This window comes from Nonomuraea sp. NPDC049504 (assembly GCF_040676845.1).
GTDB lineage: Bacteria > Actinomycetota > Actinomycetes > Streptosporangiales > Streptosporangiaceae > Nonomuraea > Nonomuraea salmonea.
The window spans coordinates 218,197-240,163 of sequence record NZ_JBFAPT010000015.1 but is presented as its reverse complement, the minus strand read 5'-3'; the positions used below and the strand labels follow the sequence as shown (position 1 = coordinate 240,163).

Sequence of the window (21,967 nt, the reverse complement as noted above, 5' to 3'; positions counted from 1 at the left end):
CGTACCCGGCATGAGGCGATTGCCCAGTCTGCGGGCCAGATGCTGCAGGCCTCTGACCCGGCCGCGCTCTTCTGACGTCCTCGTGTGCCTGTACGACGACTGCTACCGCAGGAGCGGCGAACGCGGCGTCGCCGTACTGAACCGGGCGGTGATGCTGTCCCCGCACGGCGTCGATCCGGTGATCTTCCCCCAGGAACTCACCCACGTGGAGCCCCACGCCCGCCTCAGGGGCGCCGAGGTCCCGCAGTGGTTCGACGGGGGCCTGGCCGTCCTGGTCAGCGACGGCCCCCGCTACCTGCCCCCGGCGACCGCTGCCTGCACACCCCAGGCCTTCCCTAAGAGGTACGTGGCAGGTCCACGGGGATGAGGCCGTTTTCCGTCGCCCAGTGGAGGAAGTGCCCCGTCTTGAAGGGGAGGTGATACTCGCTGCTGAGGAGATCATCGGCGAGTTCTGAGACGAGGGGAACGGTGAGCAGGCCGCTTCTGATCGATGCGCAGAGCAGGGCGAGGGTAGGGGAGAGCAGGATCTTGTGATCCTCTGCAGCTTTCCGTGCGGCACGATCGTCGACCACCGCGGTGGCGTCCAGGGTTTGCGCGAGGGCGAGGACGCCCGCTTCCCCACGGTTTCGTTCACTACGCACTAACAACTGGGCGAAGTGGGCGTAGGCCTTTATCTCTTCCAGCGAGCGAAGTTCGCGCTGTTCAATCCAGAAAGCCTGGAGGACCGCTGCGATGCGGGCGTCCCGAGCGGCGCCGGCTCCGAGCTCCGCGACGACCACATCAGGGATCAGTGCCTTACGGTCGCCTACCACTGCCTTCAGGACGCCCAGCCAATTATTGATGGCGAAATGGCTCAGCGGTCCTGTGTCGAAGACGAGCGTATCGGTGTCGGTCATGGCGCCTACGAGACGAACTTCCAGATGGAGCTCTCCGGCAATTTCGGCACCTCAGGGAGGTCGTCTTCGCCCCACGTGTCGAAGAGGAGGTCGGTCGCCCGCGCCGCGGACACGACGGCGTTACGGTAGATCGTGAGGATTCCTTTGATGTACGGATCCGGAAGATGAGGCGCTTCCAGTTCCCGTGGCACGACGAGGTTGTGGTCGATGATGTCTGCCTTCGTCGTGCGGACGGAACGGATGAAGTCCGCGTCCTTCTGGTCTATGAGCTCTACTTCCACCAGCCGGCGGGCCAAAGTCGACATGTCCACCCGATAGGCACTGGCCAGCTTGATGGCGGTGGTCCGGAGGTCGTTTCCTTCCGCCCGCAGGCGAGCCAAGTCCGCCTTCACGCCCTGTCGCGGCAGGAGCAGCGCTCGCCCGAAGCGATCGAGCCGGGCCTCCCAGACGTCGTCGTTCTGCTGCTCCGAGATGCGCCAGTCGATGGTGTACTCATCCGCGAATAGGTAATGGCCCAATTCGTGCGCCAAGGCGAGCCGCCGTCTGCCCACGCGGAGGCTTCCGTTGACGATCGCGACCCCGCCCTCCTTGAGGAGCATGGAGGCCGCGTCGGCGGCGTCGGTGCCCATGTCGAAGGAGAAGGTGAACAGGCCGAGCCCGGCGACTTCCGCGGAGAGGTTGAGTGCGGGTTTCGCAGGGCTCAAACCGATCAACTTGCGTGCTTCTGCGGCGGCTTCCTCGATGTCGTTCCCGGAGCCGGGGCGATCAAGCACTTGGCTCTTCGGCCATGCCTGGCCTGTGCGGGCGGTGACGAACTCGACGTTTCTGGCCGTCAGCTCGATCAGCCTGTCGATCGCGGGGCTGACGGCTCCAGGATCCTGAAGGTTGCGATGCGAGATGATCGCTTCAGGCGTCTTGTCGAAGAACCATTCGACCCTCTCGCCGACCGCGTCCGCGATGCGGGAGAGCTCCAAAGCGGACACGCGCCGCGATCCGTTTTCGATCTTCGCCAGCGCGGATCTGTCCAGGGTGATCGCCGTCGCCAGCTCTGTCTGCGTGAGGCCCGCTCGCTGACGTGCGTCCGCGATGCGGCTGCCCAGCTGGTTCTGCTCCTCCGCATCCATGTGTGCGATTATAGAACACGCATGCTTCTGGCCTGCAAGTACATGTTCCCGCCTCACGCTCGTCGGCGCCGGGTGGTCTTTGTTGGCCGCCTGAGCAGCCCGAAGGAGTGCAGTGGGACGGTGATCACCGGCCCCTCGGTGTTCGGGAGAAGCCCGGTGTCCGTTGCCGACGGAACATTGGAATTTCCCGAACAGCCGTTGGGGCGCGTCGGCGTGGTGCGGTGGTTCAGAGAGCGATGACGATTTTGCCGCGGACGTGGCGGGCGGCCTGGAGTTCCGTCGCCTCGCGGATCTTGTCCACGGGGAACGTCGCCGCGATGGGCATCCGGATCTCGCCCGTTGCGACCAGGCGGGCCAGCTCCGCCAGGTCGCTGGGGGTGGCGGTGGCGCCGTTCGCGGCCGGTACGCCTTCTACCTGGGCGGCGATGGTGCAGATGCGCTTGTCGGGGACGCCGAGTTTTCTGGCGGTTTCCACCGTCTCCGTTCCGTGCAGGTCCAGGGCGGCGGTGATGCCCTTGGGGGCGAGGGCTTGGACTCGGTCGGCCAGGCCGTCGCCGTACGCCACCGGCTCGGCGCCCAGGTCGCGGAGGAAGTCGGCCGAAGCCAGGGAGCCCGTACCGATGACGCGTGCTCCTGCGAGCCGGGCCAGCTGGACGGCGAAGACCCCGACCCCGCCCCCCGCGCCGCCGATGAGCACGGTGTCGCCCGGGCCGAGGTCGGCCACCCCGACGGCGGCCAGGGCCGTGCGGCCGGCGATCGTGAGGGTGGCGGCGGTGAGGTCGTCGATGCCGTCCGGGGTGTGGTGGGCCTCGTTCGCCGCGTTCCCGTCGGCCGGGTCGATCATCACGTAGTCGGCGACCGCGCGGGACAGAGCGCCGCCGAACACCCGGTCGCCCGGCGCGTAGCCGGTCACTCCGTCGCCGACCTGGTCGACCACTCCCGCGTAGTCCGTACCGAACCCGGCCGGGAGGCTCAGGCCGAATCGGGCGGCGGTGTCGGCGTCGGCGGTCATGATCCAGTCCATGGGGTTCAGGCCGGCTGCGGTGACCCGTACGCGGAGCTGTCCAGGGCCGGCCTCCGGAACGGGGACCTCACGGACGTCCAGGACCTCGGGGCCGCCCCACGCGTCGAGCTGGACCGCTCTGCCCTTCTGTTGTTCCTGCATGTGCACCTGTCTCCTTGGGGATCGAGGAAGCGCGTTGAAACGGACTATGCTCCGTTTGTTGAGGCGACAGTAACACAACCGGAGCGTGATCCGTTTTGACTGAGGCTGAGATGCGCGCGCCGCGGGCGGACGCGGCCCGCAACCGCGACCAGTTGCTCGCGGTGGCGACCCGCATGTTCATGTCGGCCGAGGCCGAGCCGTCGATGCGGGCGATCGCGCGCGAGGCCGGCGTCGGCATCGCCACGCTCTACCGGCACTTCCCGACCCGTGAGTCGCTGGTCGACGCGGTCTACCGGGACCAGGTCGTACGGCTGACCTCCGGAGCCCGCGAGCTGCTCGACCGCATGCCTCCTGCGGAGGCGATGCGGCGCTGGATGGACCTGTTCGGGGACTGGATCGCGGCCAAGAACGGCATGATCGACACGCTGGTCGCGATGATCGAGTCGGGCGAGATCGCCCATGCGCAGACCCGCGGCGAGCTGCTGGCGGCCATCACCGCGATCCTCGACGCGGGGCGCGCGGCCGGCGACCTCCGCTCCGACGTCACCGCCGAGGACGTCGCCGACTCCCTCATCGGCATCTTCACCGTGGCGCCCCGGCGCGAGCACGACGCCAAGGCCGCCCGTCTCCTGAACCTCCTGATGGACGGCCTCCGCCCCGTCGCCTGAGCCCCAGATGGAAGGGAGGGCCGATGCGCATTTTCTGGTGGGTGGTGGTGCCGGTGCTGGCCGGGCTCGTTCTGTTCGCCGCCGTACGCGAGGTGGTCCCCGCGTACAGCGCGCAGTTCGGCACCGGGATCCCCGGCACTTTCACCGCCACCGAACGGAACTGCGGCGGGCGCAGTTGCAGCTGGCGGGGGAATTTCGTCTCTGATGACGGCTCAGTTGTCAGGCGCGGGATCGGGCTGACGCCGGGCGCGGAGCCGGCGCGGGCGGGGGATCGGGTGCCGGCGATGGAGGCGGGCAACCGGTACAACGTCTATCCGCGGGACGGCTCGACGGACTGGTTCATCATCACCTTGCTCGGCACGGTCAGCGTGGGCGTGCTCGCCGCTTGGGGCATCGGAGTGGTACGCACGCTTCGCCGATCGGTGGGCTGTTGTTCGTCTGAATCCTGAGTCGGGGGCTCGCCGGGTTCGATTCGGCGATGGCCTTCTCCGGCGTATGCGCTGGGATTCTATACAGATCGATGTACAGTTCATGTATGACTGTTCTGCACGACGCCACTGAATTGAGCGTCACCGAGGCGGCCAAGCGAGGCGTTGCCCGCCTGGTGGCCGACGCGGAGCATGGGGCCGATCTGGTGGTCACTCGCCGGCATCAACCGGTGGCGGCCGTGGTGAGCATTCGTCGGCTCAATGAGCTGGAGGAAGCCGCGGCTGATCTCCGTGATCTGGCGCTGGTGCTCGCCCGGTCGGTGACGGATACGGGAGAGCGGGTTGCCCTCGATGAGGTGCTTGCCGCCTTCGGGCATACTCGCGACTCGCTGTCCGCCCTTCCGGACGATGAGTGAGTCGTGTCCGACGTCATCTTCACTGCGCCGGCAGTCGACGATCTTCGGCGCATCGGCCCGGACGCGGTGCCCAAAGTGCTCAAGAAGATACTCCTTCTGCTGGACAATCCAGAGGCCGGTTATCCGCTGAGCGGGGAGCTGACCGGTTTTCGCAAGCTGGTGGTCGGACGCAACACCTGGCGGGTCGTCTATCGGATCACCGAGGACAAGACAGTGGAGATCTGCGAGGTGTGGGCGGTCGGTGAGCGGGCTGACGCGGAGGTATATGCAGAGGCGACGGCGAGGGTTCGCGAGGCGGGGACGGATCGTCCTGAGGTCGTGCAGCTGGGCCAGGTGATCGAACGACTTGGCGCGATCGTGGATCGCATCCGCCTGGAGAAGACCCCTCCTAGGGAACCGGTTCCGGACTGGCTCGCTGATCGGCTGATTCACACCGTCGGCATGGCGCGTGAGGACGTGGCCGCTCTTGATCTTCAAGAGGCGGTCGACGTGTGGGCCGAGTACCGATCCAAGCCTCAGTAGTTCGCGCATCCTGGTTTCAGCTTGGTGTCTCGTCGGTCCATTCGGCGACTTCATAAGTTGCGTACTCCGCCAGCTCGCCGGGCTTGTGGAAGCGGTCGGGTTGGGTTTCGGGCGTCAGGCGGCGGGGTTCGCCGTCGTCGCCGGGTGGGAGGTCGCGGGTGCCTTGTGGTGGGGTCGCCACCAGGTCTCGCATGGCGAGCAGGGTTCCGTTGCCGGGGTTGATGATCCACTGGCGGCGGTAGGTGCCGAGTTGCCGGGGTGCGGTGGAGAGGCCGAGAGGGATGGTCGTTTCCAGCGGCAAAGAGATCACCACTCCGGTACGGCCCAGCGGGTCGGTCGTCCGGCCTTCTACTTTCACACCGGGCAGGGTGGCGAGCATGCGGAACGCTGCCGATCGCACTGCCGGTGGGACGGGTGCCTCGGCGAGCAGGGTGCCGGCCACGTCGCTCAAGGCCCGGATTCGCTTCTCGCCTTCCAGGGCCCTTATCGGCTGCCGGGTGACTTTCGGTGCGTACGCTTCCCAGTTGCCTTTGAGGTCCAGCAGCGTGTTCTTCAATTGCTCGGGGTGGGTGGGCAGCGCGGCGAGTTGGCGTGGGGTCATGCCGAAGAATTGACGTCCGGCCACCTGGCGGCACGACTGTTTTCTGTCGGGGGCGTCGAAGAAGAGGAAGCCCGACGCGACCTCCACCTTTGTCGGAGCACCCGCGGCCTGCCATTTCTGCTTGTCGCGGGCGTTCCACGGGCGGGCGGGCAGATCCTTGACGGCGTTGCATCCCGTGCCGCGCAGGTCGGTCCAGGCGTCGTACTGCATTCTCGACTCGACCTTGTAGTGCTCCACCGCGTTCTCGCCGACCGCGTGAATCTTCCCGGCGATTCTGGTGGTGTGCCAGTACGTGCCGGTCGGCCCCCTCTGTACGTTGGTGGCGGCCACCAGAAGGGCGTTTTCCGGAGTCCGCTTGCCGGGAAGCTCCCGGTCCGGGGTTACAGAAATGGCGGCGAACGTTGCCGCGACCAGGGCGGCCGTCGCCATCGCCAAAGGCATTCTGAAGCGGCGTGGCCGGCGAACGGATCGCCAGTCCGCCCGCAGGGCAAGCCGTTCCGGGCTTTCCTCCTCGGCCAGTGCCGTCCGCATGCGCCGCAGTGCGTCGAGTTCATCCATGGTCGTTCTCCCGCAGGAGGGCCTTGCGGAGTTTCGTCCGGGCCCGGTGAATTTTGGCCTTGACGGTGCCGAGGGGCAGATTCAGTACAGCCGCGATCTCGGCGTACGACAGCTCACCCCAGGCCAGCAGCAAGAGGGCGCTGCGATCCTGGGAGTTCAGCGCGGCGAGGGCCTTCGCCAGATGAGGACCCTGCGCCGTGGCGGTGACGCGGTCGCTGACCAGGTCGGCGATGCCGTCCTCGGCCGGATCCACGCCTGTTCGGGCGAACGCCCTGAACATCCGGGTCTCCTGCCGATGATGCTTGGCGATCGAATTGCTGGCGATGCCCCACAACCACGCGGCGAACTCCGCCCGCCCGTCGAATTTCCCCCGCTGCCGGAACGCGGTGGCGAAGGTCTCTGCCACGATGTCGTCGGCGAGCGTACGTCCGAGGCGGCGTTTGACATAGGCGTGGAGCCGGGGCGCGTGGCGGTGGAACAGTTCGCCGAACGCCTCAGGGTCATCCGAAGAGGCGGCGACGAGTTCCGCGTCGCCGAGCTGCTCCGTCGGCCGACTCACCACTCTGGCCGTGGCCATGGGGCGGTGTGTCGCTTCATGATCGGTTCCTCCGTGTCCGAGGTGCTGGTACCTCCTCTATCCCGATGGCCGCTTCCTGGTTGCTATGTCGTGAAGGTGTCGAGGTCGGTGAGTTCGGCGGAGAGCGTCCAGAGCCTGGCGGCGGATCCGGGGTCGGTCGCCCATGGCTTCACGCCGCCGATCAGCATGTCGTCGGTGGCGGCGGGGTCGGCGATGTCGCAATCCTGGCAGTACGCGCCGCCGTACGCGTCGAGCAGCGGCGACGTGGCGGCCCAGACGGCGGTCGCCGCGCCCTGCTCGGGGGTCTTGAAGCCGTCGGCGGGACGGCCCTCCGGGGTGATCCAGCCCTGGGCGAGCTGCTGCTCGCGGGGGATGCGCCGTTGCAGCGGGGTGAGGATGCTGCCCGGGTGCACCGCGAAGGCGCGCACGCCGTCGAACGTGTCGAGGTGGACGGCGAACAGGGCGTTGGCCGTCTTGGACTGCCCGTACGCGACCCAGTGGTCGTAGCCGCGGCGGAAGTGCGGGTCGTCCCAGCGGATGTCCGACAGGAAGTGGCCCGACGAGGCGACGGACACCACGCGCGCTCCCTGGGACAGAGCCGGGCGAAGGCGGTTGATCAGGGCGTAGTGGCCGAGGTGGTTGATGGCGAGGTGGGCTTCCCAGCCGGGGCCGATCAGGTCGTACGGGTGAGCCATGACGCCCGCGTTGGCGAGGACGATGTCCAGGGAAGTGCCAGTCTCCAGGAACTTGTCACTGAACGTCCGGATGCTGCCGAGATCCGCCAGATCGAGCTCCCAGACCTCCGTCCGCGGGATGCCGCGCAGCGCCTCCGTCGCGGCGGCGGGGCGGCGAGCGGGCACGATCACATGGGCTCCGGCGCGGATCAGCGCGCTCGTGGCCGCCAGTCCGAGCCCTGAGTAGCCGCCGGTGATCAGGACGTACCGGCCGGACAGGTCGATGCCGGTCAGGACGTCGTCCGCCGTGCTGTGCGCGCCGAACCCCGACCCGATCTTGTGTTGCGTGATGGTCATGCGGTGGAGGCTAGAATCTAGAGTGCGATCTAGGTCAAGCTACGGCGGTGCGTGATGGTCAGGAAGGCCGGCGACCTCTCCATCGGCGACGTCGCGAAGGTGACCGGCCTGGGCGTCCACGCATTGCGGTTCTTCGAGCGCGAAGAGCTCTTCCTCCGCCCGATCCCGCGTACGGCGGGCGGGCAGCGCGTCTACGAACCGGCCGACGTCGAGTGGCTGCTGCTGTGCAACCGGCTGCGCGAGTCCGGCATGCCCATCGCGACCTTGAAGAGGTTCGCCCAGTTGGTCCGCTCCGGTCCCGGCAACGAGGCGGAGCGGCTCGCGCTGCTGGAGGAGCATGAGAGGGCCGTACGGGAGAAGATCGCCGACCTGACGGCCGGCCTGGACATCATCCACGACAAGGTCGTCACCTACCGCCGGCACGTCGAAGAGGGAACCGCAGCCGGCCTCTGGTCACCGCAACCTCCGACATAGCGGCGACTTCGGCCCGGTCCAGGTCTTCACGTGAGCCGAAACGTGGGGATCGGGTGACGGTGCCGCCTCCTGATGGCCGCTGGGACGTTCGGTTCGGTAATGGCGATGCCGTCCGCGGCTGGCAGGAGTTGTGCCGCCACGCCCTGGCCAACACCCGTCGATGCTTCGAGACCTTGCAAACTGATCCTCGGATCGGTGATGGGCACGAAAGGCAACATCGTCTTCTAGGCCCGGAATATCTATCAATGCCGGCCGGTGAGTTCCTGGGTGCCGATGACGGACAGCAGAGCTAGGCGGTCGGCGTCGTCCGTTCCTGGTTCGGCGGTGTAGACCATGATGCGCAGATCCTCGCCGGCCACCACCAGCACGTCGCAGTCCAGCGTGATGGCGCCCACGTGCGGGTGGTCGATGGTCTTGCGGGCCGATTCGTGGCGGCCCACCGCGCCGGACGTCCAGAGGGTTTCGAACTCCGGGCTTTCGGTGCGGAGGCGGCCTATGAGGTGGTGCAGGTGGCGATCGGACGGGTAGCGGGCGGCGGTTCTGCGCAGATCGGCTACCTGGGCGGCGCGGAGGGCGCCGAGTGAGTCCGGGGTGTGGCGGACGCGGGTGCCGGCGCCGAGGAAGTTGCGCCAGACGGCGTTGAGGTCGTCGCCCTGCCAGTCGCCCATCAGCGCCGTGTACAGGGGGTTGGCGAGCAGCTGGGTCCAGGCGGCGTCGAAGACCGCGACGGGCGTGCCGGTGAGGCGGTCCAGCATGCGGTGGACGCTCGGCGGGATGTACGCGGGCACCGTCGCGGCGCCGGGGGCGGCGAGGCCGGCGAGCTGGTAGAGGTGGGCGCGACCGTCGCTGGTGAGGCGCAGGGCGCGGGCGAGTGCCTCGACGACCTGGGCGGAGGGGTGGGTGGCGCGGCCCTGTTCGAGGCGGGTGAGGTAGTCGACGGAGATGCCCGCCAGCTGCGACAGCTCCTCGCGCCGCAGCCCGGCAGCCCGCCGGCGACCGCCCGCGCGCAGGCCCGCCGCCGCCGGCGAGACCCGGTCACGCCAGTGCCGCAGCGCCGCACCGAGTTCTGTGGCTGCCATAACGGACAGTGTGCATCATCTCGTACGAACCGGTCCTGGCCCTGGCAGTCCTATGACCCGTCGGTGGCGTCACCTGCGACAAGGATGGCGGACACCTCGCATCGGCCTCGCTCCCACATGGCAGGTGTGCGATTATCGCAAGATGAAGGACACTGGGGAGTGGGCGGAGGTCGGCGAGCGCGTGCGCGAGTGCCGTATGGCGGCCGACATGTCGCAGGAAGAGCTGGCATCGGCGCTCAAGCTCGACCGGACGATGATCGCGAAGATCGAACGAGGAGTCCGTCGCGTAGATGCGCTCGAACTCGCGAATCTGTCCGAGGTGCTTCAGGTTCCTCTCGGCTACTTTCTTGATCCGCTCCCGCAGGTCGTCTCGCGCCGGGCGGAGCTGTTCGACGACACGGTGACCGACGCGACGCGGCAATCCCATCGCCTGGAGGTGGCGCTCTCCACGTGGCTGGCCGATATCCGGCAACTTCGTGATTTGGGGACGTTCGTCCCACCCGCCGTGGAAAGCTGCCCCGAGCCCGTACACGACCTCATGAGCGCTCGGCGTGCCGCGAGGTGGGTCCGCGGTCACCTGGGTTACGGCGGCGAGCCCATCGACTCGCTCATGGGCGTGTGCGAAGGGCTGGGGCAGCTCGTCGCCGTGGTCGACGTGCCGGGTGAAGGCGCCTCCCTGCGTGAGGACGGCATCGCCGCCGCGGTCGTCAGCCGGCACGGCGATCCGGGCCGCAGGCGCGCCACCGCGGCGCACGAGCTGGGGCACCTGATCGTCGGGGACGAGTACTCGACGGACATCGGCGTCCACGTGTCCCGTGACGACCGGGAAGCGATCATCGACGCGTTTGCCGCCGAGCTTCTCCTTCCCGCCGAGGCGTTCGCCACGCGCTCAGGGACGAAGCCTGGGCGCGAGGAACTGGTGGTCCTGGCCGCGCGTTTCAGAACCTCCTGGTCCTTGACGCTCCGGCAGGCCGTCGCCGCCGAGGCGGTCGAACGGGGCGTCGCCAGGAAACTCCGGAGGAGAACTCCAACGCGCGCGGAGCTGATGGAAGCGGTCGGCTGGGCGCCTCAGCCCGACCTGGAGACCGTACGGGTGCCGCCGAGCTTCGCGCACGCGGTCATCGAATCCTTCAAGGGTTCTCTCATCACGGCGTCCCGGGCGGTCGAGCTCATGCGCGGCCAGATCGAGGCACCCGACCTGCCCGTCCGCGACGACCCGGACGTCGAGCTGTGAGCGGTTCCGGACCGGATCGCGTCCTGGTCTTCGACGCGATGTGCCTGGTGCACTTCACCCTCGCCGAACGCCTGGACGTGCTGCGCGACCTGTTGACGGGTATCACGTGCCTGACCACGCACGTCGTCCGTGAGGAGGTGCGCGCGGGGTGCAAGCGGCATCCGATTCTGGAGGCCGTGCTCGACGCTGACTGGCTCGGGCTGGCGAAGCTCGACTCGTTGCACGAGATCAGGTGCTTCGCCAAGTGGGTGCGGCGGGTCGGCTCGTCGGAGCGCGACCTCGGAGAGGCAAGCGTCTTCTCCGCCGCCGAACTGGCCGGCGGGATGGCCATCACCGACGATCAGGCCGCCGTGGCCGTGGGAAGAGCCCATGGACTCGAGGTCCACGGCACGGTGTGGCTGCTCGCCTGTGCGGTCAGGACCGGCAAGCTCAACGAGGTGGCGGCCGGGAACATCGTGGACGGGCTGCGGGAGACGGGGATGCGTCTGCCGTGTACGGGTGCGAGCTTCGGGGGCTTCGTTCGTCGTAACGGGGTCGGTTGAGAGTCAGTCGGCGGGTGGGAAGGCGGTGGCGAGGCTGAGGTGGCGCCAGCGGGCTGCTTCCTCGGCGCGGGCTTGGGAGGACTGGTCGGCGAGGGTCAGGGCGTCCTCGCCCATGAGGAGGCGGAGCGGGGGGTCGTCCAGCGTGACGACGTCGAGGAGGATGCGGGCGGCGCGGGCCGGGTCGCCAGGGGCCGAGCGGTCGAAGCCGGCGCGGCGGTGGTTCATGGCGCCGACGGTCTGCTCGTAGTCGGGGCCGACCTGCGGGATGTGCATGGACGAGCCGGCCCAGTCCGTACGGAACGCGCCGGGCTCGACGATGGTGACCTTGACGCCGAACGGCTTGACCTCGTTGTTGAGCACCTCGGAGAAGCCTTCGACGGCGAACTTCGCCGACTGGTACGCCCCCAGCCCAGGCGAGCCGCCCACCCGGCCCCCGATCGAGGAGAACTGGATGAAGTGGCCCGAGCGCTGGGCGCGCAGGACGGGCAGGGCAGCCTTGGTGACGTTGACGACGCCGTAGAAGTTGGTCTCGATCTGGGCGCGGAAGTCGTCGTCGGGGGTCTCCTCGATGGGTGAGGAGTTGGCGTAGCCGGCGTTGTTGACGACGACGTCGAGCCGGCCGAACGCGGTGACCGCCTCCTGGACGGCGGCGCGGGCGGCGGCGGCGTCGGTGACGTCGAGGGCGAAGATGCGGGCGCGGTCGCCGTACCGCTGGACGAGGTCGTCGAGCCGGCGCGGGTCGCGGGCGGTGGCGAGCACGTGGTCGCCGCGCTCCAGCGCGGCCTCGGCGAGGGCGCGGCCGAAGCCGCGCGAGCTGCCGGTGATGAGCCAGGTGGTGGTGGTCATGGTGGTCCTCACGGGATAAGTGCCACTTCGATGTGGCATTAATTTAGGTATATGAAACGGGAGTGCTTCTGTCAAAGAGGTATGTGTCACAGTGCGCGTAGACTGAACGGGTGATGAGAGCCGACGCCGCGCGTAACCTGCGGGCGGTCCTGCGTACGGGCGCCCGCCTGCTGGCCGAGGACCCGGCGACGAGCATGAGCGCCATCGCCGCCGCGGCCGGGGTCGACCGCAGGACCGTCTACCGTCGCTTCCCCACCCGCGAGGCGCTGCTCGCCGCCGTCTTCCAGACCAAGCTCGACGGCTCGGAGCGGGTGCTCGACGAGGCCAGGCTGGTGGAGGCGCCCGTGGCGGTGGCGCTGCACCGTTACGTCGAGGGCATCGTCCCGGTCAGCAGGGAGTGGCCGGTGGACATGCGGCGGATGATGCGCGCCGACCCGACGGCCGACGTGCGGCGGAGCGAGCAGAGCGCACGGCTCGACCGGTTCGTACGGCGGGCCGCCGACGAGGGGCTGATCCGCGGCGACGTGCCGGTGGCGTGGGCCCGCGCGATGCTGGACGACCTCGTCGACACCGCCGCCCACCGCTTCCCCGACCTCGACCCGCCGCGGGCCGCCGACCTGGTCGTGCGGAGCTGGCTCGGCGGCGTCGGCCACGGCTGATCCGGTCACAACGGGAGGGCACGGCTGATCCGCTCGCGACGGGAGAGCGCGGCTGATCCGCTCGCGACGGGAGAGCGCGGCTGATCCGCTCGCGACGTGAGGGCAGCGCTGGTCCGCTCACAACGCGAGAGGTGGATTTGTGCGTCTCTACCTGGGGAAATCGTGGATTGCGGGCGGGAAAGCGATCACCGTAAGGTGAGGCGTCCCGACCCGAGCGGAGTGGTGATGCGCGAGCCGGAGCCGACGGCGGCTGATCAGTGGTCCACCTGGCCGACCGAGCCCGAGCTGCCGGGCTGCTGGCCGGGGCTCGGCGACGAGCATCGCGGTGACGGGTTCCACATCGACCGCAAGGGCGTCAGGAGCGTCGCGGGGCAGATCGTCGGCCTGTCGTTCGGCATGCAGCGCTTCGACGGGGTCCAGGACGCCGGCCCCGGCGTGCCCGAGGGCGAGTGGCTGCTGCCGTACCACCTCGGCCTGATGCTCTCCTCGGCCGCGCACGCCGTGGACGTGTTCTGGCGGGACCTGCACGCCGAGGTCGGCGTGGCCGGCCTGCTGATCGAGCGCGCGTCGTCCCGCTACGACCTCGCCGACGACCCCAAGCTCGGCGACGTCCCCGACTCCACCCTGAGGGAGCGGCTGCCGATCACGGGCGACCGCAACCACCTGAGCGACCTCTACCCGAACGGCAGCATCGACCTGAAGCTGCCCGGCACGTCGTACGACGTCGGCCACCTGACGGCGAGTCAGGCGCAGTGGAGCGTGTCCACCCTGCCCGGCGCCGCCGGCGCCGCCGGCATGATCTTCGGACGGATGCCGGAGCCGCTGGTCGACCTGGCGAACCTGCTGCTCCGCCGGGCCCAGGACCTGCGCGACGCCCCCTGGTACGGCGCCGCCGCCGACCGGGCGCAGGGCGTGCTGCGGCAGATCCACGCCAACGCCACCGCGCTGGCCGCCGTCTCCGGCCGGCTGGACGCCGCGGCCCGCTCGTACGTCGAGATCAGCGACTGGTGCAGGAAGAACTTCGAGCGGGTGGCCGACCCCGATCGGGGCGTCCTGCACGAGACCTTCGACTTCGGCGGCACGCCGGACAGCCGGGCACGAGACTTCCTCGCGCGGGCGAACAGCGCGTACGTGGAGGTCTACGACAGCATGCCCAAGCGGATCGCCGAGGACCTCCCGGGGCTCCAGGTGACCGACCGGGACGTGGGCGCGGAGGGCAGGAGGTTTCTCGAGCTGCGGCTCCGTGCCGAGAAGAGCCTGGCCGACAACCTGGCGGACGGCCCGCAGTGGTGGGTGGACCACGAGGAGGTCTTCGAGGGACGCCGGCAGGCGGAGAAAGAATACGGTTGAGCACGCGCCGTGAAATCAGGCGCCAACCCGGAATGAACCACCGCTTTCCATCCGGCGGCCGTCGGCACAGGCAGGTGGACACGGCGAAACGAAAAAAGGATATTGGAAGGAAAGCGGAGGTGTTTTCATGCGCGTACGCCTTGACCATCTCGTCTGCTGGGTCTCCGATCAGCTCGTCTCGCTGCATTTCTACGAGCGCGTGATCGGGCTGCCCGGGGTGCGGGCCGAGGAGTTCCGTGAGGGGAAGGCACCGTTTCCCAGCGTGCGGATCACGCCGACGTGCATCCTCGACCTGATGTCCTTCGAGGTGACGCGGGGCGTGGACGAGGGCACCGGGGTGCACGGCAGCGCCGGGCACCAGATCAACCATTTCTGTCTGGCGTTCGGGAAAGAGGATTTCGATGCCCTCAAGCTGCGCCTCAAGAAACACCGGGTGGAGATCACCGGCACCGGCACGAACTCGTTCGGCGCGCAGGGCATCGCGCCGGAGACTATCTATTTTCCTGATCCGGACGGGAACGTGATCGAGGCCCGATACTACGAGTGAGCCTGGCGCGTACGGCGCGGCGTGCGACGGGGCCCATGTCCTCCAGGGCCGTCACCAGCACCGCCAGCTGTTCGAGCGCGTCGAGCGCCTGGGCCGCGCCGTCGCCGTCGACGCCCTCGTAGAGCTCAAGCCCCACGAACGCCGCCGCCGTGGCCTTGGCCAGCCCCGCGACGTCCACGAACTCGGCCAGCGGCGAGTTCGCCAGCACCCGCGCGAGCGCCTGCTCGACCTCGGCGATCCACAGGTTGAGCCCGGCGACCACGGCGGGCGCCAGCTTGTCGTCGGTCTGGCTGCCGGCGAGGAGCTGCGCCAGCGCCGCCACGTTGCCCTCGGCGGCCTCTTCCGCGTGTACCTCGCGGCCGAGGTCGAGCAGCTCGCGCAGGGTGGTGACGGCGGCGAAGCGGTCGCGGTAGCGCTCGACGCGGCGGGTCGAGCCGTGGGCGCAGGCGGCCGACAGGAGCTGGTCGACGCTGCCGAAATGGTAGAAGACCAGCGCCTGGTTGACGCCGGCCGCGGCGGCGATGGCGCGTGCCGACGCGCCGGAGATGCCCGACGTGCTGAGCGTCTCCAGCGCCGCTTCGAGCAGCTTCGTACGTGTGTCGGCCACCGCTTCCACTCCGTGCCGGTCAACGACGGGCGTCCTCCCGTCTGGGCCTCACGCTAGCGGGAACGCCGTGCTCCGCGACGTCCACGTACGAGACGGTGAAGCTGCCCCAGTAGCCGAAGACGCGGCCGAGCCACGGGTTCGACACGGTCACCGCGATCCTGAACCGCTCGGCCTGGTCGTCGTAGTGCTCGGTGACGACGGCGGTGCCGGTGGCGGCGGCGGGCAGCGGCACCGCCAGCGGGCCGAGCAGGCGCTGGCGGCCCGAGCGGATGACCAGGCCGCCCCTGTCGTCCACGGAGAGCGCCAGGGGGACGGCGAGGTGCTGGTGGGTGCCCAGGTAGTCGACGATCTCTCCTTGGGCGGGGTCGTAGATCATGGTGGCGTCGAAGCGGCTGCTGGGGAAGGCGCGGACGAAGGTGACGGTCTCGCGGCCGTAGGAGTCGGCGTACGGGTAGTTCTCGATGGTGAACGGCAGGTTCGTGCCGGTGTCGGTGGCGAGGATGTTGCGGCGGCGGCCCAGGGAGAGGAACGGGCGGACGACGGGGCCCGCGTTCCAGACCCGGTTCATCACGCCGGTGCCGACGCAGGCCTCTCCTGAGTCGAGCCCGACGCCGAAGCGGCGCTGGAGCTGGGGGTGGAGGCGGTCGAAGCGGGTGCCGAGCGCGCGCTGGAAGATCGATGGCATGGCGGCTCCTGACGTTCGGGGCGGTGACGGTGGTGACGGTGGTGGTGGCGTAGGCAGCGGCGGGCTGCGGGGGTGCCGGGGAGCGGCGGCCAGAGCAGGGCGGCGATGAGCACGGTCAGGGTCGCCCAGAGGGGGAGTGCGCAGCCGGCCGCGATGACGGCGGACGCGCGGACGGCGACCTCCCCGAGCGCCCGCCGCAGCAGGCGCTCGGGGGTGACGCCGGTCTCCAGCGACAGGCGCAGCCGGTCGAAGGACCAGGCGGTGGCCCACCACATGAGGCGGCGGGGCAGCAGGCGGGGGCGGTAGTCGTAGGAGGTGAGGAAGCGCGTGCCGGCGGGGGTGGGCAGGTAGCGCCAGTAGCCCGCGCCTGAACGGATCGGCGAGAGCGGGTGGGTGGAGCCGAAGCGCAGCGCCGACGTACGGGTGCCGTCGGCGGCGTGCCGGTCGCCCGAGGCGATGGCCGTGCCGCTGATCCCCAGCGTCGAATAGCGCAGGCGGCCGGAGCCGAGCGCGGTGATGCGGCCGAAGCGCAGGTCCCAGCGCTGGTGCTGGTCCAGGTTCTGGGTGGCCTGCCAGATCCGGTCGATGTCGGCGCTGATCAGGGTCTCGACGTAGAGGCGCATGGCGCATGTCCCGGTGTTTTTGAGCGACTGCTTAAGGCGACCGTACGACGATTTGAGCGGTCGCTCAAGTCCACGGAAGTGTCGGACTCGTCTGGTACACAGGCGGCATGGGTGTGACCGTGGATGAGTTCCTTGAGCTGCTGGACGAGTTGCCCGAGGTGCGCACCAACCATGCGGGCGAGTGGATCGGCCTCAAGGTGCGTGGCAAGGGCTTCGGCTACCTGTGGGAGGCCACCGAGACCGTCGGGCTCAAGGCGACCATCGAGGAGCAGATCGCGCTGGTCAACGAGCGGCCCGAGGTGTTCGAGGTGCAGTTCACCGCTGGGCGGTTCGGCTGGGTCGTGGTGCACCTCGACAAGATCGACGCCGACGAGCTGCTTGAGCTGGTGGCCGAGGCGTGGTGCCTGACCGCGCCCAAGCAGCTCGTGGCCGACTTCGAGGCGAACCACCCGATCGGGCAACGGGTGCAATCCGGGTAATCTCGGGCAGCGTGACCTTCGTGAACGTCCGCCTGCGCGCGTGGCGCGACGACGACGCCCCCGCCGTGCTGCGCGCCTTCCAGGCCCCCGACCTGCGCCGGCAGGCTTCCTTCCCGGTCGTCACGCTCACCGACGCCCGCGGGTGGATCGCCTCCTGGGAGGGGGCCGGCCACGCCTTCGCGATCGTGGAGGGAGATCGGGTTGTCGGCAACGTCGCGGTGACCAGGATCGACGATCATCGCAACGGCTGGGTGTCCTACTGGGTCGCACCCGAGGCGCGGGGTCGCGGGGTCGCGGTGGCGGGCGCCGAGTTGCTGGCGCAGTGGGCGTTCGAGGAGCGCGGGCTGTTCCGGCTGGAGCTGGGACACCGGACCGACAACGCGGCGTCGTGCCGGGTCGCCACCAAGGCCGGGTTCGTGGCCGAGGGGGTCGAGCGGGGGCGGCTCTCTTACGAGGGGGTGCGCTACGACGTCGAACGCCACGCCCGCCTGGCCACCGACCCCGCTCCATCACACTCGCCTGACCGCTGACCCTGCTGCGGTCGCGTCCGCCTGGCCGCTGACCCTGCTGCGGTCGCGCCTGCCTGGCTGCTGACCCTGCTCGGGCACGCTCGCTTGGTCACTGACCCACTCCGTCATGTCCCCACTGGCCCCTCGCCTGGTCACGCAGGGGTGTCCTGAACTAACCTTTTCGGGTGGACAGCGAGAGTCTGGCCGCAGCCGGGCTGCTGGCGGCCCTTGGTCGGGCGTCGGAGATTCTCGCCGAGTTACGCCACCCGTTCGTGCGCAGCGCCCCCTTCTCCTACTTCTTCCCGCCCGCGGGCGCCCGCGTCGGCACCGCGCTCACCCTGCCCGACGGGCGCGAGCTGCGCTTCGAGGTGTCGATCCTGGCGGCGGGCGGCGCCTTCCACGTCGAGGGCGGGGTCGCGGCCGAGGACGAGGGGCTGCTGACGCTGCCGCGCAAGAGCGTGCCGGGCATCCACGACGGCCTCGCCGTCTTCGAGGACTACGCGGGGGAGGTGGCGGCACCGGCGTCGCGGTTCATCGAGCAGCTGTTGGAAGAAATTGTCTGACAGCTAGACGATGACTGTCTTATTGTCTGACAATGGTCGGCATGAGAACCGGACCACTCGCCGTGGTCGGCGCCGCCGTGCTCTGGGGCACCGCGGGCACCGCTGGACTGCTCGTCTCCGCCGACTCCGTCGCCCTGGCCGCCGCCCGCCTGGTCATCGGCGGCGCCGCGCTCGCGCTCGCGGCGGGAGCCGGCCTGCGGCGCGTGCTCAGGCCGGGACTGCTGCTGGGGGCCGTGGCGGTGGCCGCGTACCAGCTGTGCTTCTTCGCGGCCGTGGGCCGCACCGGCGTCGCCATCGGCACGGTCGTCGCGATCGGCAGCGGCCCCGTCTTCACCGGGCTGCTGTCGTGGATCCTGCACGGGCGCCGCCCGAGCGGCCGGTGGACGGTCGCGACCACGGCGGCCATCTGCGGCTGCGCCGCACTGATCGTCGGCGGCCAGGCTGATGGTGGGGCTCAGGCGGGGGCGCAGGTGGTCTCCGGCGTCCTGTTCGCGCTGCTGGGCGGCCTGCTGTACGCCTTCTACGCGGTCACCGCGGCCCGCGCGATCGACGAGGGCCACGAGTCGAACGCCGTGATGGGGCTGATGTTCGGCGGCGCCGCGCTGCTCATGCTGCCGGTGCTCGCGCTGGGCGGCGTCGGCTGGCTGGCCGAGCCGCGCGCCCTGCTCGCCGTCCTCTATCTCGGCCTCGGCACCACGGCGCTGTCCTACTTCCTGTACGGCCGCGGCCTGCGCACCACGCCGGTCGCCACGGCCGCCACCCTGGCCCTGGCCGAGCCCGCCGTGGCCGCGCTGCTCGGCCTGGTCGTGCTGGGCGAGCGGCTGGCCCCGGTGTCGATCGCCGGGCTGGTGCTGCTGGGGCTGAGTCTCGTGGCGGTGGCCGTACCGGAAAGGGAGCTAGAGTCGCTGCCGTGACGTTGCCGCTCAGACCCGTCTCCACCGTCGGCGCGCTCGCCGACGCCCTGCGCAGCAGGGTGTTGTCGGGTGAGATCCCGCCCGGCACCACGCTGCCCGAGCAGGAGATCGCCGCCTCCTACGGCGTCGCCAGGCCGACCGTGCGCGAGGCGCTGGCGAGGCTGGTGCACGAGGGGCTGCTGCGCCGCGAACGCAACCGCAGCGCCTATGTCCCGGAAGTGACGCTTTCGGACCTGGAAGACCTCATGTACGTCCGCCGCCCCCTGGAGGACCTCATGGCCGGTGCGCTGGCCGGCCGGACGGTCCCCGGCGCGCAGGCCGCGCTCGACAGGATGGCCGCCCTGCCCGCCGCCGCGCCGTGGTCGGAGGCGGTGGCCGAGCACATGGCCCTGCACGAGGCGCTCATCGAGGCGGTCGGCAGCCCGCGGCTGGAGCGGCTCTACGGCGCGCTCGCGGCCGAGACCCGGCTCGGGCTGGTCCGGCTGCGCGCCGTCTACAAGGACCGTGACGTGCTCGTGGCCGAGCACCGCGAGCTGCTCGACGCGATCGCGAACGGCCCCGCGGAGGCGGCGCGGGCGGCCGTGGCGGCGCATCTCAGCCACTCCTGGGGCGGTGACTGATCTTCCGTGTGGTGCTCGCATCGGCACCTTTGAGTGCGAACCCTTGCGGGAGTGGCCCGTAACTCGCAAGAATCGCGGCCATGCACGGCAATCCGATGCCGGACTCCTACGTGTATGTCACGGAAGAGGGCGTCACTCGTCACTATGCGGACGGTAGCGTCGAGGCCCTCGCCTGGGAGGACGTGGTGGAGGTCCGTGTCGTCACCGAAGCCGGCGAAGACGTCCTCTACATCCTGCTCGACCGCCAGGGGGAGGGCTGCGTCGTGCCGCGCTCGGCCACGGACGCCACGTTTCTCGCCCGCCTGCGTTATCTGCCGGATTTCGACGTCGACCGGCTGACGCTGGCCGCCGACTCGGCGCACGACGGGGTGGTGGTGGTCTGGCGCAGCCCGGATCCGCCGTCGGCGCTGCCCGACCTCGAATACGACTAAGACGCCGTTTCGGCGCGGGCCGCCTGTCCGGTACGCCTTTCGACGCGCGCACGGCCTGCCCGGTACGGCCTTTCACGCGGCGCTGGCCGCTCACGCCCGCGTAGCGGCATCACATAACGGAAATCGACCGAAATTCCCTGGCAAAACTCTTGCCGACTCTTGCCACTTGTGGACCGTTCCGTCAACCCCTGAGCCGATCTATCAATCGTCCGATTGTGGACATATGTCGTTATTCCCCAGCTCGGAATGGATCTTTACTCTTTAGTGGGGGCCGCCGCCCTTTGTTCACGTGGGACTTGTCAACCCATGTGGTGCAAGGAACGTCAAGTTATCGCGGTGAACGGAGTTGACAGGGTGGTGCTATGAGGGTGGGGACTGGGGAGTCCGCTGTCGTGCTCCTCGAGGCCGTACCGCGCCGCGCGTCGAGCATCTGGACGCGTGCGTACTTACGGCTCCTGCTGTACGGCGACACGACCTGCGTACTCCTGGCATGCGTGTGCGTGCTGGGCATCAGGTTGCTCGCCGGGTCGTACGTTCCGGTGGCCGAGTTCCTGCTGGGAGCCGGCCTCGTCATCGCCTGGCCGATGGCGCTGACGCTGGGCGGCGCCTACCGCCAGCGCGCCAACGGGGAGGGCACGGAGGAGTTCAAAGCGGTCTTCAACGGCGGAGCCGGGCTCATGGCCGCCGTCGCGATCATGGCGTACGCCACGCAGACCGCCATCGCCCGCAGCTTCGTGATGGCGATGCTGCCGCTGGCGCTGCTGGCCACGCTGTTCTACCGCTACCGGATGCGCAAGCGCCTGCACCGCAAGCGAGCGGCGGGCGAGTACCTGCGCCAGGTGATCGCGGTCGGGCACCGGGAGTCGATACTCGACCTGGTCATGCAGTTCAGGCGGCAGCCCTACCACGGGATGCGGGTGGTGGGTGCCTGTCTGCCCGATCACGCGCCCGACCTGGACCTCGACGGCATCCCGGTGCTGGGCACGTTCGCCGACGTGGCGCGCGTGGTCGAGCGGGAGGGGGCCGACGCCGTGGCCGTGCTGGCCTGTCCCGAACTGGACGGGGCGGCGCTGCGCCGGCTGGCGTGGAGCCTGGAGAGCGCGCGTACGGACCTGTTCGTCGCGCCGGCCCTCCTCGACGTGGCAGGGCCGCGCATCAGCATCAGGCCGGTCGCCGGAATGCCACTGCTTCACGTGGAACATCCCGAGTTCGACGGCACGCGGCAGTTCGTGAAGAGCGTCTTCGACCGCGTGGTCGCCGGGCTCGCCCTGCTGCTGCTCGCGCTGCCGCTGCTGGGGGTCGCGCTGCTGATCCGCCTGACCAGCGACGGCCCCGCGCTGTTCCACCAGACCAGGGTCGGCCGGGGCGGCGGGGAGTTCCGGCTGGTCAAGTTCAGGACGATGGTCGTGGACGCGGAGAAGCTCAAGGGCGCGCTGCTGGCGGCGAACGAGTTCGACGGCGTGCTGTTCAAGATAAGGAACGATCCAAGGATCACGCGAGTAGGCGCTTTCCTGCGGAAATACTCCCTCGATGAGCTGCCGCAGCTGCTGAATGTCCTGCGCGGCGAGATGTCCCTGGTCGGCCCGCGCCCGCCGTTGCCGGAGGAGGTCGGCAAGTACGGCACCGACGTGCACCGCCGCCTCGCGGTCAAGCCCGGCATGACCGGCCTGTGGCAGGTCAGCGGCCGCTCCGACCTGACCTGGGAGGAGTCCGTACGCCTCGATCTGCGTTACGTGGAGAACTGGTCGCTCATCCTCGACCTGCAGATCCTGTGGAAGACCTGGTCGGTCGTCACCCGCGGAGAAGGGGCTTACTAGCG

General features: G+C 69.4%; 29 protein-coding genes. 18 read left to right on the top strand and 11 right to left on the bottom strand.

The features are described from left to right. Positions 1–82 precede the first annotated feature (82 nt). Positions 83–367, top strand: a complete 285-nt coding sequence (locus AB0K28_RS28230; protein ID WP_364375806.1) for a hypothetical protein — start codon at positions 83–85, stop codon at positions 365–367. On the opposite strand, the gene AB0K28_RS28225 is transcribed toward AB0K28_RS28230, so the two are convergent. The 3 genes from AB0K28_RS28225 to AB0K28_RS28215 all read right to left on the bottom strand — a co-directional run bounded on the left by AB0K28_RS28225 (position 336) and on the right by AB0K28_RS28215 (position 3,185). After that, on the bottom strand, positions 336–896 hold the full coding sequence (locus tag AB0K28_RS28225) for a hypothetical protein (protein ID WP_364375803.1): 561 nt from the start codon (positions 894–896) through the stop codon (positions 336–338). The two genes, AB0K28_RS28230 and AB0K28_RS28225, sit on opposite strands and share 32 nt — an antisense overlap. 5 nt (positions 897–901) lie before the next feature. Beyond that, on the bottom strand, positions 902–2,020 hold the full coding sequence (locus tag AB0K28_RS28220) for an XRE family transcriptional regulator (protein ID WP_364375800.1): 1,119 nt from the start codon (positions 2,018–2,020) through the stop codon (positions 902–904). Positions 2,021–2,246: 226 nt separating this feature from the next. Next, positions 2,247–3,185 (bottom strand): NADP-dependent oxidoreductase, encoded by a 939-nt coding sequence (locus AB0K28_RS28215; protein ID WP_364375797.1) that lies wholly within the window; start codon positions 3,183–3,185, stop codon positions 2,247–2,249. A gap of 95 nt (positions 3,186–3,280) precedes the next feature. On the opposite strand from AB0K28_RS28215, the gene AB0K28_RS28210 reads away from it, so the two are divergent. The 4 genes from AB0K28_RS28210 (at position 3,281) to AB0K28_RS28195 (ending at position 5,219) form a co-directional block, all read left to right on the top strand. After that, positions 3,281–3,853: a helix-turn-helix domain-containing protein gene (locus tag AB0K28_RS28210; protein WP_364375794.1), complete on the top strand. Its 573-nt coding sequence runs from the start codon at positions 3,281–3,283 to the stop codon at positions 3,851–3,853. A 23-nt stretch (positions 3,854–3,876) separates the two neighbouring features. Next, on the top strand, positions 3,877–4,302 hold the full coding sequence (locus AB0K28_RS28205) for a hypothetical protein (RefSeq protein ID WP_364375791.1): 426 nt from the start codon (positions 3,877–3,879) through the stop codon (positions 4,300–4,302). Positions 4,303–4,388: 86 nt separating this feature from the next. After that, positions 4,389–4,697, top strand: coding sequence for a type II toxin-antitoxin system prevent-host-death family antitoxin (locus tag AB0K28_RS28200; protein WP_345394410.1), 309 nt, complete (start codon positions 4,389–4,391; stop codon positions 4,695–4,697). Between the two features lie 3 nt (positions 4,698–4,700). After that, the gene (locus AB0K28_RS28195) at positions 4,701–5,219 is read left to right on the top strand and encodes a type II toxin-antitoxin system mRNA interferase toxin, RelE/StbE family (protein ID WP_345394413.1); all 519 of its coding nucleotides are present in this window, start codon (positions 4,701–4,703) and stop codon (positions 5,217–5,219) included. A gap of 16 nt (positions 5,220–5,235) precedes the next feature. Here the strand turns inward: AB0K28_RS28195 and AB0K28_RS28190 are convergent, their stop codons facing one another. The 3 genes from AB0K28_RS28190 to AB0K28_RS28180 all read right to left on the bottom strand — a co-directional run bounded on the left by AB0K28_RS28190 (position 5,236) and on the right by AB0K28_RS28180 (position 7,986). Further along, positions 5,236–6,378, bottom strand: coding sequence for a CU044_5270 family protein (locus AB0K28_RS28190; RefSeq protein WP_364375787.1), 1,143 nt, complete (start codon positions 6,376–6,378; stop codon positions 5,236–5,238). After that, a complete protein-coding gene (locus AB0K28_RS28185) occupies positions 6,371–6,955 on the bottom strand; it encodes an RNA polymerase sigma factor (protein ID WP_345394417.1) in 585 nt (194 codons plus the stop codon). Before AB0K28_RS28185 ends, AB0K28_RS28190 begins: the two co-directional genes overlap by 8 nt. A gap of 83 nt (positions 6,956–7,038) precedes the next feature. Continuing rightward, positions 7,039–7,986 carry an oxidoreductase gene (locus tag AB0K28_RS28180; RefSeq protein ID WP_345394420.1) on the bottom strand — a complete coding sequence of 316 codons (948 nt, stop codon included), beginning with the start codon at positions 7,984–7,986 and terminating at the stop codon, positions 7,039–7,041. A 54-nt stretch (positions 7,987–8,040) separates the two neighbouring features. Between AB0K28_RS28180 and AB0K28_RS28175 the strand changes: the two genes are divergently transcribed. Continuing rightward, the gene (locus AB0K28_RS28175) at positions 8,041–8,460 is read left to right on the top strand and encodes a MerR family transcriptional regulator (protein WP_345394423.1); all 420 of its coding nucleotides are present in this window, start codon (positions 8,041–8,043) and stop codon (positions 8,458–8,460) included. Between the two features lie 242 nt (positions 8,461–8,702). On the opposite strand, the gene AB0K28_RS28170 is transcribed toward AB0K28_RS28175, so the two are convergent. After that, a complete protein-coding gene (locus AB0K28_RS28170) occupies positions 8,703–9,539 on the bottom strand; it encodes a helix-turn-helix transcriptional regulator (protein ID WP_364375783.1) in 837 nt (278 codons plus the stop codon). Positions 9,540–9,681: 142 nt separating this feature from the next. Between AB0K28_RS28170 and AB0K28_RS28165 the strand changes: the two genes are divergently transcribed. Together AB0K28_RS28165 and AB0K28_RS28160 are read left to right on the top strand one after the other, a co-directional pair. Then, a complete protein-coding gene (locus AB0K28_RS28165) occupies positions 9,682–10,773 on the top strand; it encodes an XRE family transcriptional regulator (protein WP_364375780.1) in 1,092 nt (363 codons plus the stop codon). Beyond that, positions 10,770–11,315: a hypothetical protein gene (locus tag AB0K28_RS28160; RefSeq protein WP_364375778.1), complete on the top strand. Its 546-nt coding sequence runs from the start codon at positions 10,770–10,772 to the stop codon at positions 11,313–11,315. Before AB0K28_RS28165 ends, AB0K28_RS28160 begins: the two co-directional genes overlap by 4 nt. 3 nt (positions 11,316–11,318) lie before the next feature. On the opposite strand, the gene AB0K28_RS28155 is transcribed toward AB0K28_RS28160, so the two are convergent. Further along, a complete protein-coding gene (locus AB0K28_RS28155) occupies positions 11,319–12,161 on the bottom strand; it encodes an oxidoreductase (RefSeq protein WP_364375775.1) in 843 nt (280 codons plus the stop codon). 113 nt (positions 12,162–12,274) lie between these two features. On the opposite strand from AB0K28_RS28155, the gene AB0K28_RS28150 reads away from it, so the two are divergent. From AB0K28_RS28150 to AB0K28_RS28140, 3 genes are all read left to right on the top strand, one after another. Then, positions 12,275–12,820, top strand: coding sequence for a helix-turn-helix domain-containing protein (locus AB0K28_RS28150; RefSeq protein ID WP_345394436.1), 546 nt, complete (start codon positions 12,275–12,277; stop codon positions 12,818–12,820). 225 nt (positions 12,821–13,045) lie between these two features. Continuing rightward, entirely contained in the window at positions 13,046–14,170 is a 1,125-nt protein-coding gene (locus tag AB0K28_RS28145) for a hypothetical protein (RefSeq protein WP_364375772.1), read from the top strand. A gap of 127 nt (positions 14,171–14,297) precedes the next feature. Further along, on the top strand, positions 14,298–14,717 hold the full coding sequence (locus AB0K28_RS28140; RefSeq protein ID WP_364375769.1) for a VOC family protein: 420 nt from the start codon (positions 14,298–14,300) through the stop codon (positions 14,715–14,717). On the opposite strand, the gene AB0K28_RS28135 is transcribed toward AB0K28_RS28140, so the two are convergent. From AB0K28_RS28135 to AB0K28_RS28125, 3 genes are read right to left on the bottom strand one after another with little or no spacing between them, the layout of a single operon-like run. Continuing rightward, positions 14,662–15,324: a TetR family transcriptional regulator gene (locus tag AB0K28_RS28135; protein ID WP_364375766.1), complete on the bottom strand. Its 663-nt coding sequence runs from the start codon at positions 15,322–15,324 to the stop codon at positions 14,662–14,664. The genes AB0K28_RS28140 and AB0K28_RS28135 overlap by 56 nt on opposite strands. 19 nt (positions 15,325–15,343) lie before the next feature. After that, complete coding sequence (locus tag AB0K28_RS28130; RefSeq protein WP_364375763.1) at positions 15,344–16,009, bottom strand: DUF4166 domain-containing protein; 666 nt, start codon at positions 16,007–16,009, stop codon at positions 15,344–15,346. Then, a complete protein-coding gene (locus AB0K28_RS28125) occupies positions 15,892–16,632 on the bottom strand; it encodes a hypothetical protein (protein ID WP_364375760.1) in 741 nt (246 codons plus the stop codon). The genes AB0K28_RS28130 and AB0K28_RS28125 overlap by 118 nt, the downstream gene beginning before the upstream one ends. A 107-nt stretch (positions 16,633–16,739) precedes the next feature. Here AB0K28_RS28125 and AB0K28_RS28120 point away from each other — a divergent pair, with 107 nt between their 5' ends. From AB0K28_RS28120 to AB0K28_RS28090, 7 genes are all read left to right on the top strand, one after another. Beyond that, the gene (locus tag AB0K28_RS28120) at positions 16,740–17,111 is read left to right on the top strand and encodes an MmcQ/YjbR family DNA-binding protein (RefSeq protein ID WP_345394450.1); all 372 of its coding nucleotides are present in this window, start codon (positions 16,740–16,742) and stop codon (positions 17,109–17,111) included. A gap of 11 nt (positions 17,112–17,122) precedes the next feature. After that, complete coding sequence (locus AB0K28_RS28115; RefSeq protein ID WP_364375758.1) at positions 17,123–17,641, top strand: GNAT family N-acetyltransferase; 519 nt, start codon at positions 17,123–17,125, stop codon at positions 17,639–17,641. Positions 17,642–17,805: 164 nt separating this feature from the next. Further along, positions 17,806–18,183: a hypothetical protein gene (locus AB0K28_RS28110; RefSeq protein ID WP_345394456.1), complete on the top strand. Its 378-nt coding sequence runs from the start codon at positions 17,806–17,808 to the stop codon at positions 18,181–18,183. 41 nt (positions 18,184–18,224) lie between these two features. Then, entirely contained in the window at positions 18,225–19,097 is an 873-nt protein-coding gene (locus AB0K28_RS28105) for an EamA family transporter (RefSeq protein ID WP_364375754.1), read from the top strand. Continuing rightward, complete coding sequence (locus tag AB0K28_RS28100; protein WP_364375751.1) at positions 19,094–19,717, top strand: GntR family transcriptional regulator; 624 nt, start codon at positions 19,094–19,096, stop codon at positions 19,715–19,717. The genes AB0K28_RS28105 and AB0K28_RS28100 overlap by 4 nt, the downstream gene beginning before the upstream one ends. Positions 19,718–19,797: 80 nt before the next feature. Beyond that, complete coding sequence (locus AB0K28_RS28095; RefSeq protein ID WP_345394465.1) at positions 19,798–20,148, top strand: hypothetical protein; 351 nt, start codon at positions 19,798–19,800, stop codon at positions 20,146–20,148. 362 nt (positions 20,149–20,510) lie between these two features. Continuing rightward, entirely contained in the window at positions 20,511–21,965 is a 1,455-nt protein-coding gene (locus AB0K28_RS28090) for a sugar transferase (RefSeq protein ID WP_364375748.1), read from the top strand. The last annotated feature ends 2 nt before the right edge of the window (positions 21,966–21,967 follow it).

What these genes read in the sequence shown, in the direction of transcription:
- AB0K28_RS28185 (WP_345394417.1), bottom strand. Translation starts at nt 6,955, where the DNA reads ATGGCCACGGCCAGAGTGGTGAGTCGGCCGACGGAGCAGCTCGGCGAC.
- AB0K28_RS28190 (WP_364375787.1), bottom strand. Translation starts at nt 6,378, where the DNA reads ATGGATGAACTCGACGCACTGCGGCGCATGCGGACGGCACTGGCCGAG.
- AB0K28_RS28125 (WP_364375760.1), bottom strand. Translation starts at nt 16,632, where the DNA reads ATGCGCCTCTACGTCGAGACCCTGATCAGCGCCGACATCGACCGGATC.
- AB0K28_RS28150 (WP_345394436.1), top strand. Translation starts at nt 12,275, where the DNA reads ATGAGAGCCGACGCCGCGCGTAACCTGCGGGCGGTCCTGCGTACGGGC.
- AB0K28_RS28145 (WP_364375772.1), top strand. Translation starts at nt 13,046, where the DNA reads ATGCGCGAGCCGGAGCCGACGGCGGCTGATCAGTGGTCCACCTGGCCG.
- AB0K28_RS28130 (WP_364375763.1), bottom strand. Translation starts at nt 16,009, where the DNA reads ATGCCATCGATCTTCCAGCGCGCGCTCGGCACCCGCTTCGACCGCCTC.
- AB0K28_RS28170 (WP_364375783.1), bottom strand. Translation starts at nt 9,539, where the DNA reads ATGGCAGCCACAGAACTCGGTGCGGCGCTGCGGCACTGGCGTGACCGG.
- AB0K28_RS28200 (WP_345394410.1), top strand. Translation starts at nt 4,389, where the DNA reads ATGACTGTTCTGCACGACGCCACTGAATTGAGCGTCACCGAGGCGGCC.
- AB0K28_RS28175 (WP_345394423.1), top strand. Translation starts at nt 8,041, where the DNA reads ATGGTCAGGAAGGCCGGCGACCTCTCCATCGGCGACGTCGCGAAGGTG.
- AB0K28_RS28165 (WP_364375780.1), top strand. Translation starts at nt 9,682, where the DNA reads ATGAAGGACACTGGGGAGTGGGCGGAGGTCGGCGAGCGCGTGCGCGAG.
- AB0K28_RS28120 (WP_345394450.1), top strand. Translation starts at nt 16,740, where the DNA reads ATGGGTGTGACCGTGGATGAGTTCCTTGAGCTGCTGGACGAGTTGCCC.
- AB0K28_RS28205 (WP_364375791.1), top strand. Translation starts at nt 3,877, where the DNA reads ATGCGCATTTTCTGGTGGGTGGTGGTGCCGGTGCTGGCCGGGCTCGTT.
- AB0K28_RS28095 (WP_345394465.1), top strand. Translation starts at nt 19,798, where the DNA reads ATGCACGGCAATCCGATGCCGGACTCCTACGTGTATGTCACGGAAGAG.
- AB0K28_RS28090 (WP_364375748.1), top strand. Translation starts at nt 20,511, where the DNA reads ATGAGGGTGGGGACTGGGGAGTCCGCTGTCGTGCTCCTCGAGGCCGTA.
- AB0K28_RS28215 (WP_364375797.1), bottom strand. Translation starts at nt 3,185, where the DNA reads ATGCAGGAACAACAGAAGGGCAGAGCGGTCCAGCTCGACGCGTGGGGC.
- AB0K28_RS28180 (WP_345394420.1), bottom strand. Translation starts at nt 7,986, where the DNA reads ATGACCATCACGCAACACAAGATCGGGTCGGGGTTCGGCGCGCACAGC.
- AB0K28_RS28105 (WP_364375754.1), top strand. Translation starts at nt 18,225, where the DNA reads ATGAGAACCGGACCACTCGCCGTGGTCGGCGCCGCCGTGCTCTGGGGC.
- AB0K28_RS28155 (WP_364375775.1), bottom strand. Translation starts at nt 12,161, where the DNA reads ATGACCACCACCACCTGGCTCATCACCGGCAGCTCGCGCGGCTTCGGC.
- AB0K28_RS28225 (WP_364375803.1), bottom strand. Translation starts at nt 896, where the DNA reads ATGACCGACACCGATACGCTCGTCTTCGACACAGGACCGCTGAGCCAT.
- AB0K28_RS28220 (WP_364375800.1), bottom strand. Translation starts at nt 2,020, where the DNA reads ATGGATGCGGAGGAGCAGAACCAGCTGGGCAGCCGCATCGCGGACGCA.
- AB0K28_RS28140 (WP_364375769.1), top strand. Translation starts at nt 14,298, where the DNA reads ATGCGCGTACGCCTTGACCATCTCGTCTGCTGGGTCTCCGATCAGCTC.